The sequence below is a fragment of the Segatella hominis genome (genome assembly GCF_019249725.2).
Lineage (GTDB): Bacteria > Bacteroidota > Bacteroidia > Bacteroidales > Bacteroidaceae > Prevotella.
Genome location: NZ_CP137559.1, coordinates 1197217 through 1215039, shown reverse-complemented (window position 1 = coordinate 1215039; position 17823 = coordinate 1197217). Strand labels below are relative to the sequence as shown.

General features: G+C 42.6%; 13 protein-coding genes and 2 tRNA genes. 12 read left to right on the top strand and 3 right to left on the bottom strand.

All coding sequences use genetic code 11. The annotated features are described in order from the left end of the window. The first annotated feature begins 244 nt into the window (after positions 1-244). From KUA50_RS04885 to KUA50_RS04850, 8 genes are all read left to right on the top strand, one after another. The gene (locus tag KUA50_RS04885) at positions 245-658 is read left to right on the top strand and encodes a SoxR reducing system RseC family protein (protein WP_022111526.1); all 414 of its coding nucleotides are present in this window, start codon (positions 245-247) and stop codon (positions 656-658) included. Between the two features lie 84 nt (positions 659-742). Next, positions 743-1690 (top strand): Fe-S cluster domain-containing protein, encoded by a 948-nt coding sequence (locus KUA50_RS04880; protein ID WP_218457341.1) that lies wholly within the window; start codon positions 743-745, stop codon positions 1688-1690. Between the two features lie 3 nt (positions 1691-1693). Then, complete coding sequence (rsxC, locus tag KUA50_RS04875) at positions 1694-3046, top strand: electron transport complex subunit RsxC (protein ID WP_218457340.1); 1353 nt, start codon at positions 1694-1696, stop codon at positions 3044-3046. Positions 3047-3145: 99 nt separating this feature from the next. After that, the gene (locus KUA50_RS04870; protein WP_218457339.1) at positions 3146-4147 is read left to right on the top strand and encodes an RnfABCDGE type electron transport complex subunit D; all 1002 of its coding nucleotides are present in this window, start codon (positions 3146-3148) and stop codon (positions 4145-4147) included. 13 nt (positions 4148-4160) lie between these two features. Continuing rightward, the gene (locus tag KUA50_RS04865) at positions 4161-4835 is read left to right on the top strand and encodes an RnfABCDGE type electron transport complex subunit G (RefSeq protein ID WP_218457338.1); all 675 of its coding nucleotides are present in this window, start codon (positions 4161-4163) and stop codon (positions 4833-4835) included. 6 nt (positions 4836-4841) lie between these two features. Then, on the top strand, positions 4842-5426 hold the full coding sequence (gene rsxE / locus KUA50_RS04860; protein WP_022111521.1) for an electron transport complex subunit RsxE: 585 nt from the start codon (positions 4842-4844) through the stop codon (positions 5424-5426). Positions 5427-5431: 5 nt separating this feature from the next. After that, positions 5432-6034 carry an electron transport complex subunit RsxA gene (rsxA, locus tag KUA50_RS04855; RefSeq protein WP_218457337.1) on the top strand — a complete coding sequence of 201 codons (603 nt, stop codon included), beginning with the start codon at positions 5432-5434 and terminating at the stop codon, positions 6032-6034. A gap of 550 nt (positions 6035-6584) precedes the next feature. After that, positions 6585-7541, top strand: a complete 957-nt coding sequence (locus tag KUA50_RS04850) for a D-2-hydroxyacid dehydrogenase (protein ID WP_218457378.1) — start codon at positions 6585-6587, stop codon at positions 7539-7541. 295 nt (positions 7542-7836) lie between these two features. Here KUA50_RS04850 and KUA50_RS04845 read toward each other — a convergent pair whose 3' ends face one another. Beyond that, positions 7837-9048 carry a hypothetical protein gene (locus KUA50_RS04845; RefSeq protein WP_218457336.1) on the bottom strand — a complete coding sequence of 404 codons (1212 nt, stop codon included), beginning with the start codon at positions 9046-9048 and terminating at the stop codon, positions 7837-7839. A 54-nt stretch (positions 9049-9102) separates the two neighbouring features. Further along, positions 9103-11742, bottom strand: a complete 2640-nt coding sequence (gene gyrA, locus KUA50_RS04840) for a DNA gyrase subunit A (protein ID WP_218457335.1) — start codon at positions 11740-11742, stop codon at positions 9103-9105. A gap of 528 nt (positions 11743-12270) precedes the next feature. On the opposite strand from gyrA, the gene KUA50_RS04835 reads away from it, so the two are divergent. From KUA50_RS04835 to KUA50_RS04820, 4 genes are all read left to right on the top strand, one after another. Then, on the top strand, positions 12271-14418 hold the full coding sequence (locus KUA50_RS04835) for an ATP-dependent Clp protease ATP-binding subunit (protein WP_218457334.1): 2148 nt from the start codon (positions 12271-12273) through the stop codon (positions 14416-14418). 147 nt (positions 14419-14565) lie between these two features. After that, a tRNA-Thr gene (locus tag KUA50_RS04830) sits at positions 14566-14638 on the top strand. Between the two features lie 18 nt (positions 14639-14656). Continuing rightward, positions 14657-14727 (top strand) — tRNA-Gly (locus KUA50_RS04825). Positions 14728-15007: 280 nt separating this feature from the next. Next, entirely contained in the window at positions 15008-16489 is a 1482-nt protein-coding gene (locus tag KUA50_RS04820; protein ID WP_022111514.1) for a tagaturonate reductase, read from the top strand. A gap of 85 nt (positions 16490-16574) precedes the next feature. Here the strand turns inward: KUA50_RS04820 and KUA50_RS04815 are convergent, their stop codons facing one another. Then, entirely contained in the window at positions 16575-17795 is a 1221-nt protein-coding gene (locus tag KUA50_RS04815) for an MFS transporter (protein ID WP_218457333.1), read from the bottom strand. Between the last annotated feature and the right edge of the window lie 28 nt (positions 17796-17823).

The window sequence follows — 17823 nt, the reverse complement described above, 5'->3', positions numbered from 1 at the left end:
AAAGTACATATAATTAGCGTAATAAACCACAAAATGGGCAAAAGTTTTCGTTTTTGCTTATAAAAAATATAAACAGAAAACGTTTACGCTTCTTTTTCGTATAAAAACTTTACTAATATTTTGCAGTTTCCGAATAAAGTATTATCTTTGCATTCAAATACAGTTTGCTATCTCGACTTTGCAATGTGTAGGTATTAAAGACTGATTTGCAAGTTATGGCATACATTATGAATTAAGTAAAGAAATGAGCGATAAGATAAAACATTCTGGTATAATCAATGCTATCAGGGGAGAATGTATATCAGTACGTATTCTACAATCCTCCGCCTGTAGTGGCTGCAAGGTTGCTTCTCACTGTAATTCTTCTGAGACAAAAGAGAAGATTATTGAGGTAAACCAACCTGGCGTTCAATCGAAATACAAAATCGGTGATCATGTAGTAGTGGTGGCTGATATGTCAGTTGGCTTTCGGGCAAGTATCTATGGTTATATATTACCATTGGTCCTGATGGTTGTAACTTTGGTTCTTGTCATAGCCTGTGGGGCAGGTGAGGGCATTGCTGCACTTTCTTCTTTGGGAATCCTCTTTCCTTATTATATGGCTCTGTTTCTGTTGAAGGATAAGCTGAAGGAAAAGTTGTCGTTCACATTGGAATAGTAAGTAAAGAGCAAGAGAATAATCATATAAGTAATGAACCTGAAATAAGTAATTTCGGATAAATAACTAAAACAAATTATAATTATGAATTTTATCGTGATTGCAATCTTGGTCCTTGGTTCCATTGCGCTTGTTGCTGCATTGGTTCTTTTTGGAGTATCCAAGAAATTTGCCGTCAAAGAAGACCCGAGACTTGGACAGGTGGGAGAAATCCTGCCAGGTGCTAATTGTGGTGGTTGTGGTTTTGCCGGTTGTTCTGGTATGGCCGCTGCCCTTGTCAAGGGTGCTGATGCCGGTTCTATCGAAGGATTGATGTGTCCTGTAGGTGGAGCTGACGTGATGGGCAAAGTGGCTGACCTTTTGGGTATCGCAGTGGCTAACACTGAGGCGAAGGTGGCCGTAGTGCGTTGTAATGGCTCTTGCGAGAATCGTCCTCGCATCGCCGAGTATGATGGTTTGCACACTTGTGCAGCAATGAATTCCTGTGGTGCTGGTGAGACTGGCTGCGGATTCGGTTGTCTGGGTTGTGGTGATTGTGTTGCTGCTTGCCAGTTTGGTGCGATTGCGATCAATCCAAAAACAGGCCTTCCTGAGGTTGATGAAGAAAAATGTACGGGTTGCGGCGCTTGTGCTAAGGCTTGTCCACGTCACATCATCGAACTCCGCAAGAAGGGTCCTAAGGGACGCCGTGTTTACGTTCAGTGCGTAAATCACGACAAGGGCGCTGTAGCAAAGAAAGCTTGTAGTGTTGCTTGTATCGGATGCGGTAAGTGTCAGAAAGTCTGCAAGTTCGATGCTATCACAATCGAAAACAACGTGGCTTATGTTGACTTCAACAAGTGCCGCATGTGTACAAAGTGTGTTGACGAATGCCCTACAGGTGCACTCGTGAAAGTAAATTTCCCAATTAAGAAGGCAAAGCCAGCTGCTGATGTTACTCCTCAGGCAGATGCTCCAGTTGCAGCTCCTAAAGCAGAAGCTCCAGTTGTAGCTCCTCAGGCAGAGACTTCAGAAGTAAAGAAGGAGGACTAAATCATGAATTTGAGAACATTTAGAATTGGTGGAGTTCACCCAGAAGAGAATAAAATTACTGCCGAGATGGCTACTCAGGTAGCTCCTCTCCCTAAGCAGGCTATTTTCCCACTTGGACAGCACATTGGTGCTCCTGCTAAACCAGTTGTTGCTAAGGGTGACAAGGTGAAAGTAGGTACTCTCATCGCAGAGGCTGGTGGTTTCGTGAGTGCTCCTATTTACAGCTCTGTATCAGGAACTGTATTCAAGGTTGATACGTCTATTGATGCTACAGGTTATCGTAAGCCTTGTATTATTATTAATGTAGAAGGTGATGAATGGGAGGAGAGTATTGACCGCTCAGACAAACTTGAGACTTTGGAAGCTCACGCAGAATTGACTTCAGAGGAGATTGTCAATCGCATCAAGGTGGCAGGTGTTACTGGTATGGGTGGTGCTGGTTTCCCTACTTTCATCAAACTTTGTCCTCCTCCAGGAGCTAAGGCTGAATGTGTGATTATCAATGGTGTTGAGTGTGAGCCTTATATTACAGCCGACTATCGTCTGATGATGGAGCATGCTGATGAGATTCTCGTAGGTCTTAATCTCCTGATGAAGGCTGCTAAGGTGAAGAAGGGTTACATTGGTATCGAAGATAACAAGCCTGCTGCTATCAAACTCTTTGAAGAGAAGACTGCTGGCGATTCTCGTATCGAGATAGTACCACTCGCAAAGAAGTATCCTCAAGGTGGTGAGAAACAGTTGGTGGATGCAGTTATCCGTCGTCAGGTTCCTGCTCCTCCTGCAATCCCTGTCAATGTTGGAGCAATAGTTCAGAATGTAGGTACTGCCTTTGCTGTTTATCAGGCAGTTATGAAGAATAAACCTCTCTTCGAACGCTATACCACCGTTACTGGTAAGCAGGTGAAGAATCCAGGAAACTTCCTCGTACGTATGGGAACTCCATTCTCTCAGATGATTGAAAACTGTGGCGGTTTGCCAGAGGGTGATAATAAGGTGTTGGCTGGTGGTCCGATGATGGGTAAGGCCGTGATTAGCCTCGATGTACCTGTAACCAAGGGTACTAACTCAATCACCGTATTGAGTGATGCTGATGCTCATCGCAAGAAAGCTCAGCCATGTATCCGTTGTGCCAAGTGTGTGGATGCTTGTCCTATGGGATTGGAGCCATACTTACTTGCTACATTGAGCGTAGTGAAGGATTATGAGCGCCTGGAGGCAGAGGAGGTAACTTCTTGTATCGCTTGCGGTTCTTGCCAGTTTACTTGTCCTTCTCATCGTCCTATCCTTGATAATATCATCAATGGTAAGGCTGCTGTGATGGGTATCATCAGAGCTCGTAGCGCTAAGAAGTAATCATTCACGTCAAGAAGAAATTTCATTCGCATCAAGAAGGAATTTCATTGAGAAAAGAATCTAAAGAAAATTCATTTACGAAAGAATTTAAAAGATAAAATGGGAAAATTAATCGTTTCATTATCGCCACATGCCCATGGAAATGAGAGCGTGGAGAAGAATATGTACGGTGTGATTATCGCTCTCGTGCCTGCCATTCTCGCCTCTATCTATTTCTTCGGCTTAGGTTCAGTAGTTGTACTGCTTACCTCAGTGGCAGCCTGCGTTTTCTTTGAGTGGGCAATTACAAAATATCTCCTAAAGGAGGAGACTAGTTTGCTTGATGGTTCTGCTATTATCACCGGTCTTCTGCTCGGCATGAACTTGCCAAGTAACCTTCCTCTTTGGATCATTATTATCGGTGCCTTGTTTGCCATCGGTGTAGGTAAGATGACTTTCGGCGGTTTGGGTAACAATCCTTTCAATCCTGCGTTGGTAGGTCGTTGCTTCCTGCTCGTCAGTTTCCCTGCCCAGATGACTTCATGGCCAGTAGCTGGACAGATGCTCAGCTATACTGATGCTACAACAGGTGCAACACCATTGGCGATTATGAAGACAGCCATCAAGACTGGTGATGCTTCTCTTCTGAATCAGTTGCCTGATTCTTTGAGTTTGCTTTTCGGAGCAACTGGCGATACGTTTGGAGCTGGTACTACTGGTGAAGTTTGTGCTGTCGCTCTCTTGCTTGGTTTGGCTTACATGCTTTGGAAGAAGGTTATCACCTGGCATATTCCTGTCAGCATCATCGCTACCGTATTTGTATTTAGCGGTCTGATGCACTTGGCTAACCCTGTTTATGCCAATCCATTTGCAGTCATTTTAAGTGGAGGTTTGATGCTCGGTGCCATCTTTATGGCAACTGATTATGTTACCTCTCCAATGACTCATAAGGGTATGCTCATTTATGGAGTTTGTATCGGTCTTCTGACCATCATTATCCGCAACTGGGGTAGCTATCCAGAAGGTATGTCGTTCGCCATTCTAATCATGAATGCGTTCACACCTCTTATTAACACATATGTTAAACCAAAGCGCTTCGGTGAGAAGCCTGCTAAGAAATAAGGAGGACTGAGACATGCAGAAATTAGAATCATCATTAAAGAACATGGTGCTTGTTCTGGTGGGCGTAGCGCTCATCGTAGGTGCCGTTCTTGCTTATATCAATCATCTTACTTCTGGTCCTATTGCTGAAAAGGATGAACAGAGTCTGGCTGCTGGTATCAAAAGCGTGATGGGTACTGATCAACTTCAGGTGGCAGCTCCTCAAGAGGTGAAGCAGGAGTTTGGTGGTAAGGAGTTTACTTTTGTACTTCATAATTGTTCAGACAAGAGTGGCAAGCAGTTGGGTACTGCCGTAGAGAGTACAACCGGTGGCTTCGGTGGCGATGTGAAGGTACTTGTTGGTTTCGATACCGAAGGTAAGATCTTAGGTTATACCATTCTTCAGGCTTCTGAGACTCCTGGCTTGGGAGCTAAGGCTGCCACATGGTTCCAGAAAGACGGAAAGGGTAGTGTTATTGGTATGACTCCAAAGGATGGCGACCTTCACGTAAGTAAGGATGATAAGAGTGGCAATGCTGTAGATGCGATAACTGCTTCTACAATTACCAGCCGTGCTTTCCTTAAAGCCATCAATCAGGCTTACAAGGTCTATTCCGGTAAGCAGGTAGATGGTGAGAGTGGTGCTACCAAGCATGCCGAAGGTGAGGGTGATGCAGCAAAAGTTGAACAAAATGAAAAGAAAGGATAAGCCGATATGAGTAATGTTAAGATTTTGATGAACGGACTCATCAAGGAGAATCCAACCTTCGTGTTGCTTCTCGGTATGTGTCCTACCTTGGCTACAACAACCAGCGCCATCAATGGTCTCTCTATGGGATTAGCTACTATGGCAGTGCTGATTTGTACCAACTTTGTAATTTCTTGTATCAAGAAGATTACTCCGGATATGGTTCGCATCCCTGTGTTTATCGTAGTGATTGCAGCTTTCGTTACAATCCTTCAGATGGTAATGAGTGCTTATGCTCCAGATAGCATCAACCAGGCTTTGGGTATCTATATTCCGCTGATTGTCGTAAACTGTATCATCTTGGGCCGTGCAGAGAGTTTTGCAGCAAAGAACTCGCCTCTGTCCAGTTTGGTAGATGGAGTAGGTTGCGGTTTGGGATTCACCCTTGCCTTGACGCTTCTTGGTTGTGCCCGTGAGATTTTAGGGGCAGGCAGTATCTTTGGCATCGCCTTGTTGCCTGAGACTACTAACATTCTGGTATTCATCTTGCCTCCTGGTGCATTCCTCACATTGGGATACATTATAGCAATATTTAATAAGGTTAAGAAATAGAAATTATGGAATATTTATTGATATTTATCTCTGCGATATTCGTTAACAATATCGTCTTGTCGCAGTTCCTCGGTATCTGTCCTTTTTTGGGCGTATCGAAGAAGATTGATACAGCCATCGGTATGGGTGGAGCCATCGCCTTTGTCTTGACCTTGGCAACCATCATAACTTGGTGTGTTCAGAAGTATGTACTCGATCCATTCGGATTGCAATATCTCCAGACTCTGGCATTTATCCTTGTGATAGCAGCCTTGGTACAGATGGTTGAGATCATCCTCAAGAAAGTTTCCCCTGCACTTTATCAGGCTCTTGGAATTTTCCTTCCATTGATTACTACCAACTGTGCAGTGCTTGGTGTAGCCATCTTGGTTATCCAGAAAGATTTCAATCTTTTGGAGAGTGTCGTTTATGCATTCTCTACAGCTTTGGGTTTTGCTCTGGCTCTGATTGTTTTTGCTGGTATCCGTGAGCAGCAGGCTTTGGTTCGTATTCCTAAGGGTATGCAGGGAATGGCTATTGTGCTTATTACCGCATCATTACTCAGTTTGGCCTTTATGGGATTCTCTGGTGTAGATGGTGGTCTGAAGGCTTTATTCGGTTTGAACTAAGTATTCTGAATGTTTTCGCGAATAAGAATAGCTTTTTAAGATGTCCATACAAAAAAATGTGGGCATTGTTTTCGAATCTTAAAAGTATTTAGATTTTTGATTTAAATACGATTGTTATAATTGGTATAGTTTGAAGGAGAATATTTGGATATTTCAAATGTTCTCCTTTTTAATTGATGAGAAAGAGATTTTAATAGGTTATATTGTGGGATTAGTTTTGCTTCTTAGAATTTTATTTCCAGACAGAAGGATAAAATATCGGTAGGGGTTTATTTATTACTTTTTGTTATACAAACTATTTCCTATTAATCATAATGTTGCTTACAACTTAATAGTAGAATGTTGTAGAAGGGGGGATTAGTTCCTGATTTACTCTCAGTTTTATTTATCGAAATCTTTTGTATTTCTTCCTTCATATATCTGTTTTTCTTTAATCTATAATTTGTTGTTTTCTTATTGAATTTTCTTATTTATTTTCTTTGATGTTTCTCAGAAATTGTGTATTTTTGCATTGATTTTATGAACAATCAACATTAATTTGAAGAATATGATGAATATAGTAATTTTAGATGGTTATGCTTCTAATCCCGGCGACTTGAATTGGAATCTTTTGGAGCAATTGGGAAACGTTACTGTTTATCCCCGTACAACAGATGAAGAAAAAATCGAGCGTGCTAAAGATGCTGATATTATATTAATAAATAAGGTGCAAATAGATTCTGAAACTTTAGATCAGCTTCCAAAACTGAAATATATAGGTATTCAGGCCACTGGCTATAATGTGGTTGATATTGAGGCTGCCAAACGTCATGGTGTAGTCGTAACCAATATTCCTGCATATAGTACTGATAGTGTTGCACAAATGACATTCGCGCTTATTTTGGCAATAACAAACAGAGTTGAACATTACACGCTCGAAAATCGCAATGAGCGCTGGGCTTATAATAAGGATTTCTGTTATTGGGATACACCGCTTATGGAATTGTCCGGTAAATGCCTGGGAATTATGGGACTTGGCAATATCGGTATGAAAGTTGCTACTATAGCTCGTGATTTCGGAATGGACGTTTATGCCTGCACCAGTAAGAATGCCTGTGATTTGCCTGATTGGATAACCAAAGTAAGCAAGGATGGACTTTTAGCTGTATCTGATATCTTGTCACTGCATTGTCCGTTGACAGATGATACTTACCATTTCGTCAATACAGACAGTCTGAAAAAGATGAAACCTTCCTGTATTCTGATTAATACGGGACGCGGTCCGCTGGTTGATGAAGAAGCTGTGGCTTCTGCTTTGCATCATGGTAAGCTTGGAGCCTATGGCGCAGATGTGATGACACAGGAACCGCCAGCTCAGGACAATCCACTTTTCAAAGAGCCGAATGCCTTTATTACTCCTCATATCGCCTGGGCCACTTTAGAAGCAAGAACTCGATTGAATAAGCAAGTTGCTGCAAATGTTAAAGCCTTTATTGAGGGGCATCCTATCAATGTGGTGAACCCATAATTTGTGAAGGTTTACCTATTATAATATGGATAAGAAATCATCCTGATTTATAAATTATGATAAATAGACGAAATCGTTATTGTCTAAATAAAACTGTAATCATGACTAAAATGCCAGAATCTTTTGGATATTTCAAAATTCAATCTGGACAACTGTGATGATGATAGTTTTAGGTTAATTTGAAAAAAAAAGACTTCAATGAAGACAAAACAATGCCTCCTTTGAAGTCTTTTATTTATTCTTTCATCCTACGATTATATGATGATTTTATAATCGTAGGATTTATAGATCTTAATTAGTTCTGGCTATCAGCCTCAGCCTGCTTGGTCTTAGGATCATTAGGACCATAGAGACCATAATAAGCCTGGTAGCGGTTGTAACCCCAGTTGTACTGCTTCTTCTCTGGATCGAGCTCCTTAGCCTTGTCGAGGTACTTGATAGACTCCTGGTAAACTACCTTACGTCCGTTAGGATCCTGAAGATTAGAAGCCTTAACGTTCAAGCATGCACCGAGATAAACCATGACAGTACCATTTTCTGGCTGAATCTCCAATGCTTTCTTCAGATACTTGATAGCATTGTCTGCATCATTCTTCTGGATATACATCATACCCTTGTTGGCAAGAGCTACGAAGTTGTTAGGGTTCTTTGCGATAGCATTGTCCAAAAGATCAGTCTGCTCCTTCTCCATCTTTAATGAAGAATACATAGAGTTCAAACCATCGAGTATAACCTCATTGGTCTCGTCCTGCGCAAAGATATCCTTAAGCTTGTTAACATAAGCAAGAGAATCCTCGTGAGTCTTCAAACCATCCTTCATTACATAGAGTTTGAGGTTGAGGGCATCCTTTGCTTCCTTCTCGCTCTTCATGGCTATGTCGCAATACTTCTCGCAACGGGCAGGATCCTTAGCCTGGTATGCATAACGGGCTGCAAAGAGAGCAACCTGACCAATATACTCCTTCTCGCTATCCTTCTGCTTCTGGTCAACAGAAGCGAAGAGAGGCTCATTGTCTGTATCAAGGAATGCACCCCAATACTTCAATACGTCAGCCTCCTTGTTGTTCTGAGCTGCAGTCTGACCAGCATTAACGAGCTGAATACGAGCACTCCATACACGATTAGCGTTGTTGTTAAACTTAGGAGCAATCTTACCCTTAGCGTTAGGAAGCTGATCGTACTTGTAGCACTCAATAGCATTGATCAATGCATTGTAAGCGCCCTCAGACATAGCTGCCTCGTCAACTGGGTCGTTCTTCTTCATAATCTGATTGGTCTGCTGGATGCTCTGCTGGTCGTTAAACTGCCTCATAGAGAGTTCTACGAGGTAGTTGTAGGCCTTAGCTTTTTCAGCATCATTAGCCATTGAACCGAGGTTTTGCTCTACCAAAGCCTTAGCATCTGCATAAGTCTTGGCTTTGAGTACTGCCTTGAGTGCATCGCTGTCTCCAGCGAAAGCTGATGTGGCACCTAGTACCATCATAGCTGCAATCATTAACTTTTTCATTTTTCTTAATGAGTTTAAAAGTTGTTATTATTTATTCTTTACACGTCTTTTCGTTTATTCGAAATCCACGTTCCCTGTGTCAGTATTGTCCTCAGACTCTGTAGCTTCGTTATCGAGATGAGCTTCTGCCTCGGCAGCCTCTTCTGCAGTCATTGCACCTACGTTGTCATTCTCGATTTCTTCGCTCTTCTTAGCCCAGGCAGAACGACTCTCCTCCTCTACTGATGCTTCGAGTTCAGAACTCATCACCTTGCATACGCTGGCGATGACATCATTCTTTTTTGTCAGATTGATGAGGCGGACACCTTGAGTAGCACGACCCATTACACGGCAGTCTGCCACAGCAAGTCGGATTACGATACCACTCTGATTAATTATCATCAGGTCGTTGTCGTCTGTTACGTTCTTGATGGCTACCAGTCGTCCTGTCTTTTCTGTGATATTGAGCGTCTTCACACCCTTACCACCACGATTAGTTACTCGATAGTCAATAACATCGGAACGTTTGCCGTAGCCCTGCTCACTCACAACCATCACGGTCTCATGCTCAGGATCGTTGACTACAATCATACCAATCAAAGCATCGTCACCCTCATCGAGGCGCATACCGCGAACACCAGTAGAAGTACGTCCCATGGTACGAATCTGATTTTCATCGAAACGAACAGCGCGACCATTACGGTTGGCAAGAATCAGTTCATTGTGACCATTGGTCAGGCGAACATCTACAACCTCGTCTCCCTCTACGATATTGATAGCAATCACACCATTGGCACGAGGACGAGAGTATGCTTCCAGACAAGTTTTCTTGACTGTACCATTCTTGGTAGCAAATACCACATAATGGTTGTTGATGAACTCTGCATCATTCAAACCTCTCAAGCGGAGGAAAGCGTTCACCTGGTCATCGCTCTCAATATTGAGCAGGTTCTGGATAGCTCGTCCCTTAGAATTGCGGTCACCCTCTGGAATCTCATAGCACTTGAGCCAGTAGCAGCGTCCCTTCTTCGTGAAGAACAACATGGTCTGGTGCATGGTAGCAGGATAGATGAACTCCGTGAAGTCCTTATCACGTGTGCGGGCACCTTTGGCACCTACTCCACCTCTTGCCTGCTCACGGAACTCAGATAATGGTGTGCGCTTGATGTAACCGAGATGACTGACTGTGATTACCACAGGGTCGTTTGGATAGAAATCTTCTGGGTTGAACTCATGGTCGTCAGGTTTGATCATGGTGCGGCGTGCATCGCCATACTTGTCCTTTACCTCGTTGAGTTCGTCCTTCATTACCTTCTTGCAAAGCTCTGGATCATTCAATATCTGATTCAAATAATCGATGGTCTTCATCAATTCGTTGAATTCATTATGCAACTGCTCCAGACGGAGTCCTGTCAACTGAGACAAGCGCATATCAACAATAGCCTTACTCTGAATCTCGTCCAGTTCGAAGCGCTTCTCCAGATTGCGTTGTGCATCAGAAGGAGTCTTGCTTGCGCGGATGATATGAACAACTTCGTCGATATTATCGCATGCGATGATAAGACCTTCCAGGATATGAGCACGCTCCTGTGCTTTCTTCAGCTCGTACTGGGTACGGCGGATTGTTACGTCATGACGGTGCTCCACAAAGTACTTGACGCATTCCTTGAGGGTAAGCAGACGAGGACGTCCTTTGACAAGAGCGATACAGTTGACAGAGAATGAACTTTGGAGGGCTGTCAGCTTGAACAACTTGTTCAAAAGAACGTTGGCATTGGCATCGCGCTTTACATCTACAACGATACGCATACCCTGGCGTCCTGATTCATCATTTACATTGGCGATGCCATCTACCCTACCTTCCTTGGCAAGATCGGCAATAGCCATGACAAGTTGCTCCTTGTTTACACCATATGGAATCTCTGTGATAACGATTTTGTCGTGAGCATCTCCGCTTTCGATTTCAGCTGTAGCTCTCACAACAATTCGTCCACGTCCAGTTTCGTATGCATCCTTTACTCCCTGGATGCCATAGATAGTAGCACCTGTAGGGAAATCTGGAGCAGGAATGTATTTCATGAGTCCTTCTGTGTCGATGTCAGGATTGTCTATGTAGGCACAGCATCCGTCTATTACCTCGCTCAGGTTATGGGTTGGTATGTTTGTTGCCATACCTACTGCAATACCATTACCACCATTAACCAGAAGGTTAGGAATCTTTGTAGGCATCACTGATGGCTCCTGAAGGGTGTCATCGAAGTTGTTCATCATATCTACGGTTTCCTTGTCCAGGTCATCCATGATGTGCTCACCCATCTTAGAGAGGCGGCACTCTGTATAACGCATGGCAGCAGGTGAGTCGCCGTCAACAGAACCGAAGTTACCCTGTCCGTCTATCAAGGTGTATCGCATATTCCATTCCTGTCCCATACGAACAAGGGCACCATATACAGAAAAGTCTCCGTGTGGGTGATACTTACCGAGTACCTCACCTACTACACGCGCACATTTCTTATATGGTTTGTCACTGGTGTTTCCAATACCCAACATACCGTAGAGAATACGACGATGTACAGGTTTGAAACCATCGCGTACATCAGGAAGCGCACGAGCCACAATCACCGACATAGAATAGTCGATATAGGATGACTTCATTTCTTCCTCGATGTTAATCTTCATGATTCTATCATGATCAAGAGTCTGATTTTCGTCCATTTTTTATATTGATTATTTGAATTGTTATCTTATACTTCTATGGTGGAGCTTAGAACTTCATTTGGAATTTCTGATTCCGACCCATCTACTTTTGGTGGAAAATTGTCGAGAAGGGCATTTGTTTGCGTTTTAAGCGATTTTGTTCCCTCTAAACTAACGACAAAGATACAAACTTTTTTTCTAAGAGAAGACATTGTGGCGTAAAAACAATAAGAATTTAGCGTTTTTTGTGTTTTAAGTTGCTTGTTATCTGCAAATATTCCTTGTTTTGTTCATTAGCCGTATTGTTTTACCTTTTTCTTTTTTTCTCTTTAGATATGTTTGTTGAACTCATTCTAAGTTTTATGAGTAGTGTGCTGTTGTCTGTTATACTCTTATACTCTGTGGTCAATTTTGTATCCCCGTCATGGACTTATGCTCTCCTCTCTGTGTTCTCTTTCCTCTTCTTTTGGCATAAATTTTGTGATATGGTAATTTAAAAATATGAATATATAAAAAGAATCATTGAAATTTAAATATTGAACAAATATGGAATGTCAAAAAAACATAAAACGCATTACTGTTCTTGATGGTTTTTCTTTTCCAGAAGATGATGACTTCTCGCTGAATGATAGTGAATCTAAAAAGGATTCTGCCGAATCTGCTTTTAAGACTACCGGCAGTACGGCAAAAGGGCAGTTGCACAATAATAATAAGACTCCATTCTTAGATAATTATGGTACAGATTTGACCCAAGCTGCTAAAGATGGAAAATTGGACCCTGTAGTGGGAAGAGAGCATGAAATCCAAAGGGTTTTGGAAATCATCGGTCGTAGAAAGAAAAATAATCCCATACTCATCGGTGAGCCAGGTGTAGGTAAAAGTGCTATTGTAGAAGGGCTGGCGCAACTTATTGTAAAACAGCAGACTTCTCCAGCTTTGTTCAACAAAAGAATTGTTTCTGTTGATCTTACTGCTATGGTGGCTGGTACCAAGTATAGAGGACAATTTGAGGAACGTATCAAGGGGCTTATTACGGAATTAGAGAACAATCCGGACATCATCATTTTTATAGATGAAATACATACTCTTATAGGAGCTGGTGGCGGTGGTGGAGCTATGGATGCTGCCAATATTCTGAAGCCTGCTTTGGCTCGTGGTACAGTTCAGTGTATAGGCGCTACGACCTTTAAGGAATATACAAACAGTATCGAAAAAGACGGAGCTTTGGAGCGTAGATTTCAGAAGGTTATTGTAGAGCCTACTACGGCAGAACAGACTTTGACTATTCTTAGAAATATCAAGGATCGTTATGAGGAGCATCATGGTGTGACATTCTGTGATGAGGCTCTTGAGGCATGTGTCAAACTGACAGAACGATATGTCACAGACCGCTTTTTCCCTGACAAGGCGATAGATGTCATTGATGAAGTTGGTTCCAAATTGAGATTGACAAATCTCAAAGTTCCTGACTATATTCTGGACCTTCAAAATGAAATCGAGGAAGTAACATCCAAGAAACTGGAGGCTGTTGGTAATCAGAATTTCGAACTGGCAGCCAGTTATCGTGATAAAGGCTTGTCTTTGGAGAATAAGTTGGATTTGATGCGCAAGCAATGGCAAAGTGGAGATCGTACTGAGCGTATTCCTGTGAAGGAGTCTGATGTGGCTGATGTTGTCAGTAAAATGACGGGTGTTCCTGTTCAGAGAATGGCTGAGGAAGAAGGTGCTCGTCTGAAAAATATGTCTGCAATCCTGAAGAAAAATGTGATTGCTCAAGATGATGCCATCGAAAAGATGGTTAAGGCTATTCAGCGTAACCGCATCGGATTGAGAGATCCTAACCACCCTATCGGTGCTTTCATGTTCTTAGGTCCTACTGGTGTGGGTAAAACTTATCTTGCCAAGAAACTTGCAGAGGAACTGTTCGGTTCTAAGGATGCGCTCATTCGTGTAGATATGAGCGAGTATTCTGAAAGTTTCAATACTTCCCGACTTTTGGGAGCGCCTCCAGGATATGTAGGTTATGATGAGGGTGGACAGCTTACTGAGAGAGTTCGCCGCAAACCTTATTCTATAGTACTGCTTGATGAGATAGAAAAAGCCCACGACAAGGTGTATAATATGCTTTTGCAGGTGCTTGATGAAGGTCGTTTGACTGATGGTAATGGGCGCCTGATAGATTTTCGCAATACCGTTATCATTATGACATCCAATGCAGGTACACGTCAACTGAAGGAATTCGGATCAGGTATCGGCTTTAATGCTGGCGGACTTACGAAGTCTGTAATGGATGAGAAGGATAAGGAATATGCTCGAAGTATCATTCAGAAAAGTTTGAGTAAGCAGTTCTCTCCTGAGTTCCTGAATCGTCTGGATGAGATTATCACTTTCAATCAGTTGGATATTGATGCGATTAAGCGTATTATTGATATTGAACTGCGAGGCCTCTTCGGAAGAGTTCACGATATGGGATATGAAATTCAGATTACTGATAAAGCGAAGGAACTTGTAGCCACTAAGGGCTATGATGTGCAGTTTGGCGCTCGTCCTCTGAAGCGTGCTATTCAGACCTATATAGAAGATGGCGTCTGCGAACTTCTATTGGGCGGCAAACTTAAAAAGGGTGATACAATCAGTATCGGTAAGAATCCGAACAGGGAGGAACTTACTTTCAAGGTTGCAGTAGTAGAGTAGTTCTTCCTCGGGTGGCAAATTCTCATGAGAAGAGCAAAATCTGAGGTGCTCCTGGATGATTGCCGTGTTAATATAAGTTAAGGGTAATGAATTATTTCATCAATTAGAAATATTTCATTACCTTTGCAATCGCTTTGAAAATGAAAAGCCATGATGGCTCAGTTGGTAGAGCAACGCATTCGTAATGCGTGGGTCGCGGGTTCGAGTCCCGCTCGTGGCTCTTTTCTGCACTATTTGTGCGGGATTAGCACATCGGTAGTGCACGGGCTTCCCAAGCCTGGGAGGCGGGTTCGATTCCCGTATCCCGCTCAAAAGATAAGGTATTGAAAATCAGATAGTTGTGGTTTTTAATACCTTATTCTTTTCTTCTCCCCTATCCGCCAGTTCTTATTATATATAAGGTATAAATAGCCTTTTTGTGAGTAATATGTGAGTAACGCATGAAAAGTGTAGATTCCTTGTAAGTGAATATCTCCTCTAATTACGCAAACCTTTACGGACGATTTTGGTGCATTTATGATATAAGGTAAGGGAATATTTTATACCTTTGCATCGGAAATTTAAAACAAAATAATAACATAAACAAATCATGAAAGAACTTAAAGCATTAAACAAGCGTACCGCTCCTAAGAGTGTCGCTCCTGAGAGAATCATTCAGTTTGGTGAAGGTAACTTCCTCCGTGCATTCGTAGATTGGATTGTATGGAACATGAATAAGAAGACCGATTTCAATGGTTCTGTCGTTGTAGTACAGCCTTTGGCTGGTGGTATGGTAGATTGGCTGAATGGTCAGGACTGCCTTTATCACGTAAATCTTCAGGGTAAGGAGAATGGTCAGGCTGTCAATACATTGGAGCGTATCGATGTTATCAGCCGTGCACTGAATCCATATTCTCAGAACCAGGCATTCATGGCTTTGGCTGAGCAGCCAGAGATGCGTTTCATCATCTCTAATACAACTGAGGCTGGTATTGCATTCGATGACGCTTGCAAGTTTACAGATGCTCCTGCTGCATCTTATCCAGGTAAGTTGGTTCAGTTGCTGTTCCATCGCTATAAGTTCTTCGAGGGTGATCCAACTAAGGGTATGATTTTGATGCCTTGTGAGTTGATTTTTTTGAACGGTCACCACTTGAAGGAGTGCATTTACCAGTATATCGAGCTTTGGAAGGAAGATATGGGTGCTGATTACGAGGGCTTCAAGGAGTGGTTTACTAACCATTGCTATGTTTGCGCTACACTCGTTGACCGTATCGTTCCTGGTTTCCCACGCGATACCATCAAGGAAATTCAGCAGAAGGTTTGCTACAAGGATAACCTCGTAGTAAAGGCAGAAAGCTTCCACCTCTGGGTAATCGAGAAGGCTGAGAATATGACAGTTGAGCAGATGCAGGAAGAGTTCCCTGCTCACAAGGCTGGTCTCCATGTTCTTATTACAGACAACGAGAAACCATACCATGAGCGTAAGGTTACTTTGTTGAATGGTCCTCACACAGTATTGAGCCCTGTAACATACCTCAGCGGTGTCAATATCGTACGTGATGCTTGCGAGCACCCAGTATTGGGTAAGTATATCCATAAGGTACAGTTCGATGAGCTGATGCAGACATTGAACCTCCCTATGGATGAGTTGCAGAAGTTTGCTTCTGACGTATTGGAGCGTTTCGAGAACCCATTCGTTGATCATCAGGTAACCAGTATCATGCTGAACTCATTCCCTAAGTATGAGACTCGTGACCTCCCTGGTGTGAAGGTTTACTTGGAGCGTAAGGGTGAGTTGCCACAGGGCTTGGTATTCGGTCTTGCAGCTATCATTACTTACTATAAGGGTGGTACCCGTGCTGATGGTGCTCCTATCCAGCCACAGGACGATCAGAAGATTATCGACAAGTTGAAAGAGCTTTGGGCAACAGGTGATACTCAGAAGGTTGCTGAGGGCGTTCTTGCTTTCGACTACATCTGGAAGGAAGACCTGAACAAGACTGTACCTGGTTTGACAGAGTTGGTTAAGAAAGATCTTGATCTTATCCAGGAGAAGGGTATGCTTGAGGCAGTAAAGACTATTTTGTAAGAAATAGAGTGAAACTTAGATAAAGCATTTCCATGCGTAAAAAAGGGAAGTTCCGAAAGGAACTTCCCTTTTGTCGTATTTATGTTTATCTGTTTCTGTGTTTCATATACCATGGATGAACACAATAATTATAGAATACTAAAGTAAGTACCAGCAAAACTATACTGATAGCCAGGATGTATTCATGGTCTGTCTGTATCTTGGGCAAGAACTTTTGCAGTTCTACAATTCTGTGATTTCCCCAGAAGCCATATCCTAAAAACAGTCCGAGGCTGATTCCAAATTCCCAAGACAGGAAAAATGAACTCTGACTGGTTCCTCTCTGGCAGTGTTTGGCCAGTTTGATATAAAACAGCAGGAACCTGCTTCCTATTACACCAATGCCAAATCCGATAAGAGATGGAGAGATGAACTGGATGGCCGACTGATGGTTTGTGAAGAATATCAAAACTGCAGCCAGCATGAAGATGACTCCAGAAAAGACTTCACTCTTGAGTTCAGCATTCGGAAATGCGAATTTCTCAGCAAGCAGGGCTATGATGAAACCTCCCATCAACATGGTGTAAAATACTACGGAATGCTGTATGGAAAACAATAATCCCACAACAGTTGTTATTGCAGCCGTGTTGAGGAACAAGAGAAAACCCTGAGGAAGGAAAAATCTATCCAGGCTAAGGATTTTCATATTGTCTGACGGAGCCTTGAAAGGAAACTTTACCCATGAGATGAGCAAGACAGGAATTAATGCGAAGCATCCTCCGGCGATGACTACACCTCTATAATTGAGCCACTTGAATAAAATCAGGGCAATTACTGGTCCGAGAGATAATGCGAATCTAGAAAACCATGCAGCCGTATAATTAGCTTCAGTTCTCTGAAACGACTCACAGGTATCAATGATGAGCGTACTGGCTAATGTCATTTGAGCCAATCCGATGAACGCACCTTGCAGCAGTCTTGCCAGTATCAACATCCAAAACTCTATTTTTACCTGCAGGACAAATTCCAGATAATAGATAAGTGCGAAGCACACAGCTACGCCCACAATCGCAAACTGGCATACATGATTTCTCCGATATTTCTGAACCAGATAAGAGCAGAAACCGCCAAGCAGGAATATTCCGATGCCATAGGCACCCATGATACTTCCCACTTCAAGTGAGGAGAAACCAGCCTGTATTAAATAAGGCGGAAGAGCCGGTATCAGCATGTAAGTGCTCGTCATCAAGAAAAGGTTTGCTATTGCCAGCAACCAGAAATCCCGATGCCACAACTTGAAGTGTACCGGCGTGTTTTGAGTATCCATCTTTTAAAATAGTGTTTGTAATTAGCTA

What these genes read in the sequence shown, in the direction of transcription:
- KUA50_RS04815 (WP_218457333.1), bottom strand. Translation starts at nt 17,795, where the DNA reads ATGGATACTCAAAACACGCCGGTACACTTCAAGTTGTGGCATCGGGAT.
- KUA50_RS04880 (WP_218457341.1), top strand. Translation starts at nt 743, where the DNA reads ATGAATTTTATCGTGATTGCAATCTTGGTCCTTGGTTCCATTGCGCTT.
- gyrA (WP_218457335.1), bottom strand. Translation starts at nt 11,742, where the DNA reads ATGGACGAAAATCAGACTCTTGATCATGATAGAATCATGAAGATTAAC.
- KUA50_RS04845 (WP_218457336.1), bottom strand. Translation starts at nt 9,048, where the DNA reads ATGAAAAAGTTAATGATTGCAGCTATGATGGTACTAGGTGCCACATCA.
- KUA50_RS04870 (WP_218457339.1), top strand. Translation starts at nt 3,146, where the DNA reads ATGGGAAAATTAATCGTTTCATTATCGCCACATGCCCATGGAAATGAG.
- rsxC (WP_218457340.1), top strand. Translation starts at nt 1,694, where the DNA reads ATGAATTTGAGAACATTTAGAATTGGTGGAGTTCACCCAGAAGAGAAT.
- KUA50_RS04850 (WP_218457378.1), top strand. Translation starts at nt 6,585, where the DNA reads ATGAATATAGTAATTTTAGATGGTTATGCTTCTAATCCCGGCGACTTG.
- KUA50_RS04820 (WP_022111514.1), top strand. Translation starts at nt 15,008, where the DNA reads ATGAAAGAACTTAAAGCATTAAACAAGCGTACCGCTCCTAAGAGTGTC.
- rsxE (WP_022111521.1), top strand. Translation starts at nt 4,842, where the DNA reads ATGAGTAATGTTAAGATTTTGATGAACGGACTCATCAAGGAGAATCCA.
- rsxA (WP_218457337.1), top strand. Translation starts at nt 5,432, where the DNA reads ATGGAATATTTATTGATATTTATCTCTGCGATATTCGTTAACAATATC.
- KUA50_RS04835 (WP_218457334.1), top strand. Translation starts at nt 12,271, where the DNA reads ATGGAATGTCAAAAAAACATAAAACGCATTACTGTTCTTGATGGTTTT.
- KUA50_RS04885 (WP_022111526.1), top strand. Translation starts at nt 245, where the DNA reads ATGAGCGATAAGATAAAACATTCTGGTATAATCAATGCTATCAGGGGA.
- KUA50_RS04865 (WP_218457338.1), top strand. Translation starts at nt 4,161, where the DNA reads ATGCAGAAATTAGAATCATCATTAAAGAACATGGTGCTTGTTCTGGTG.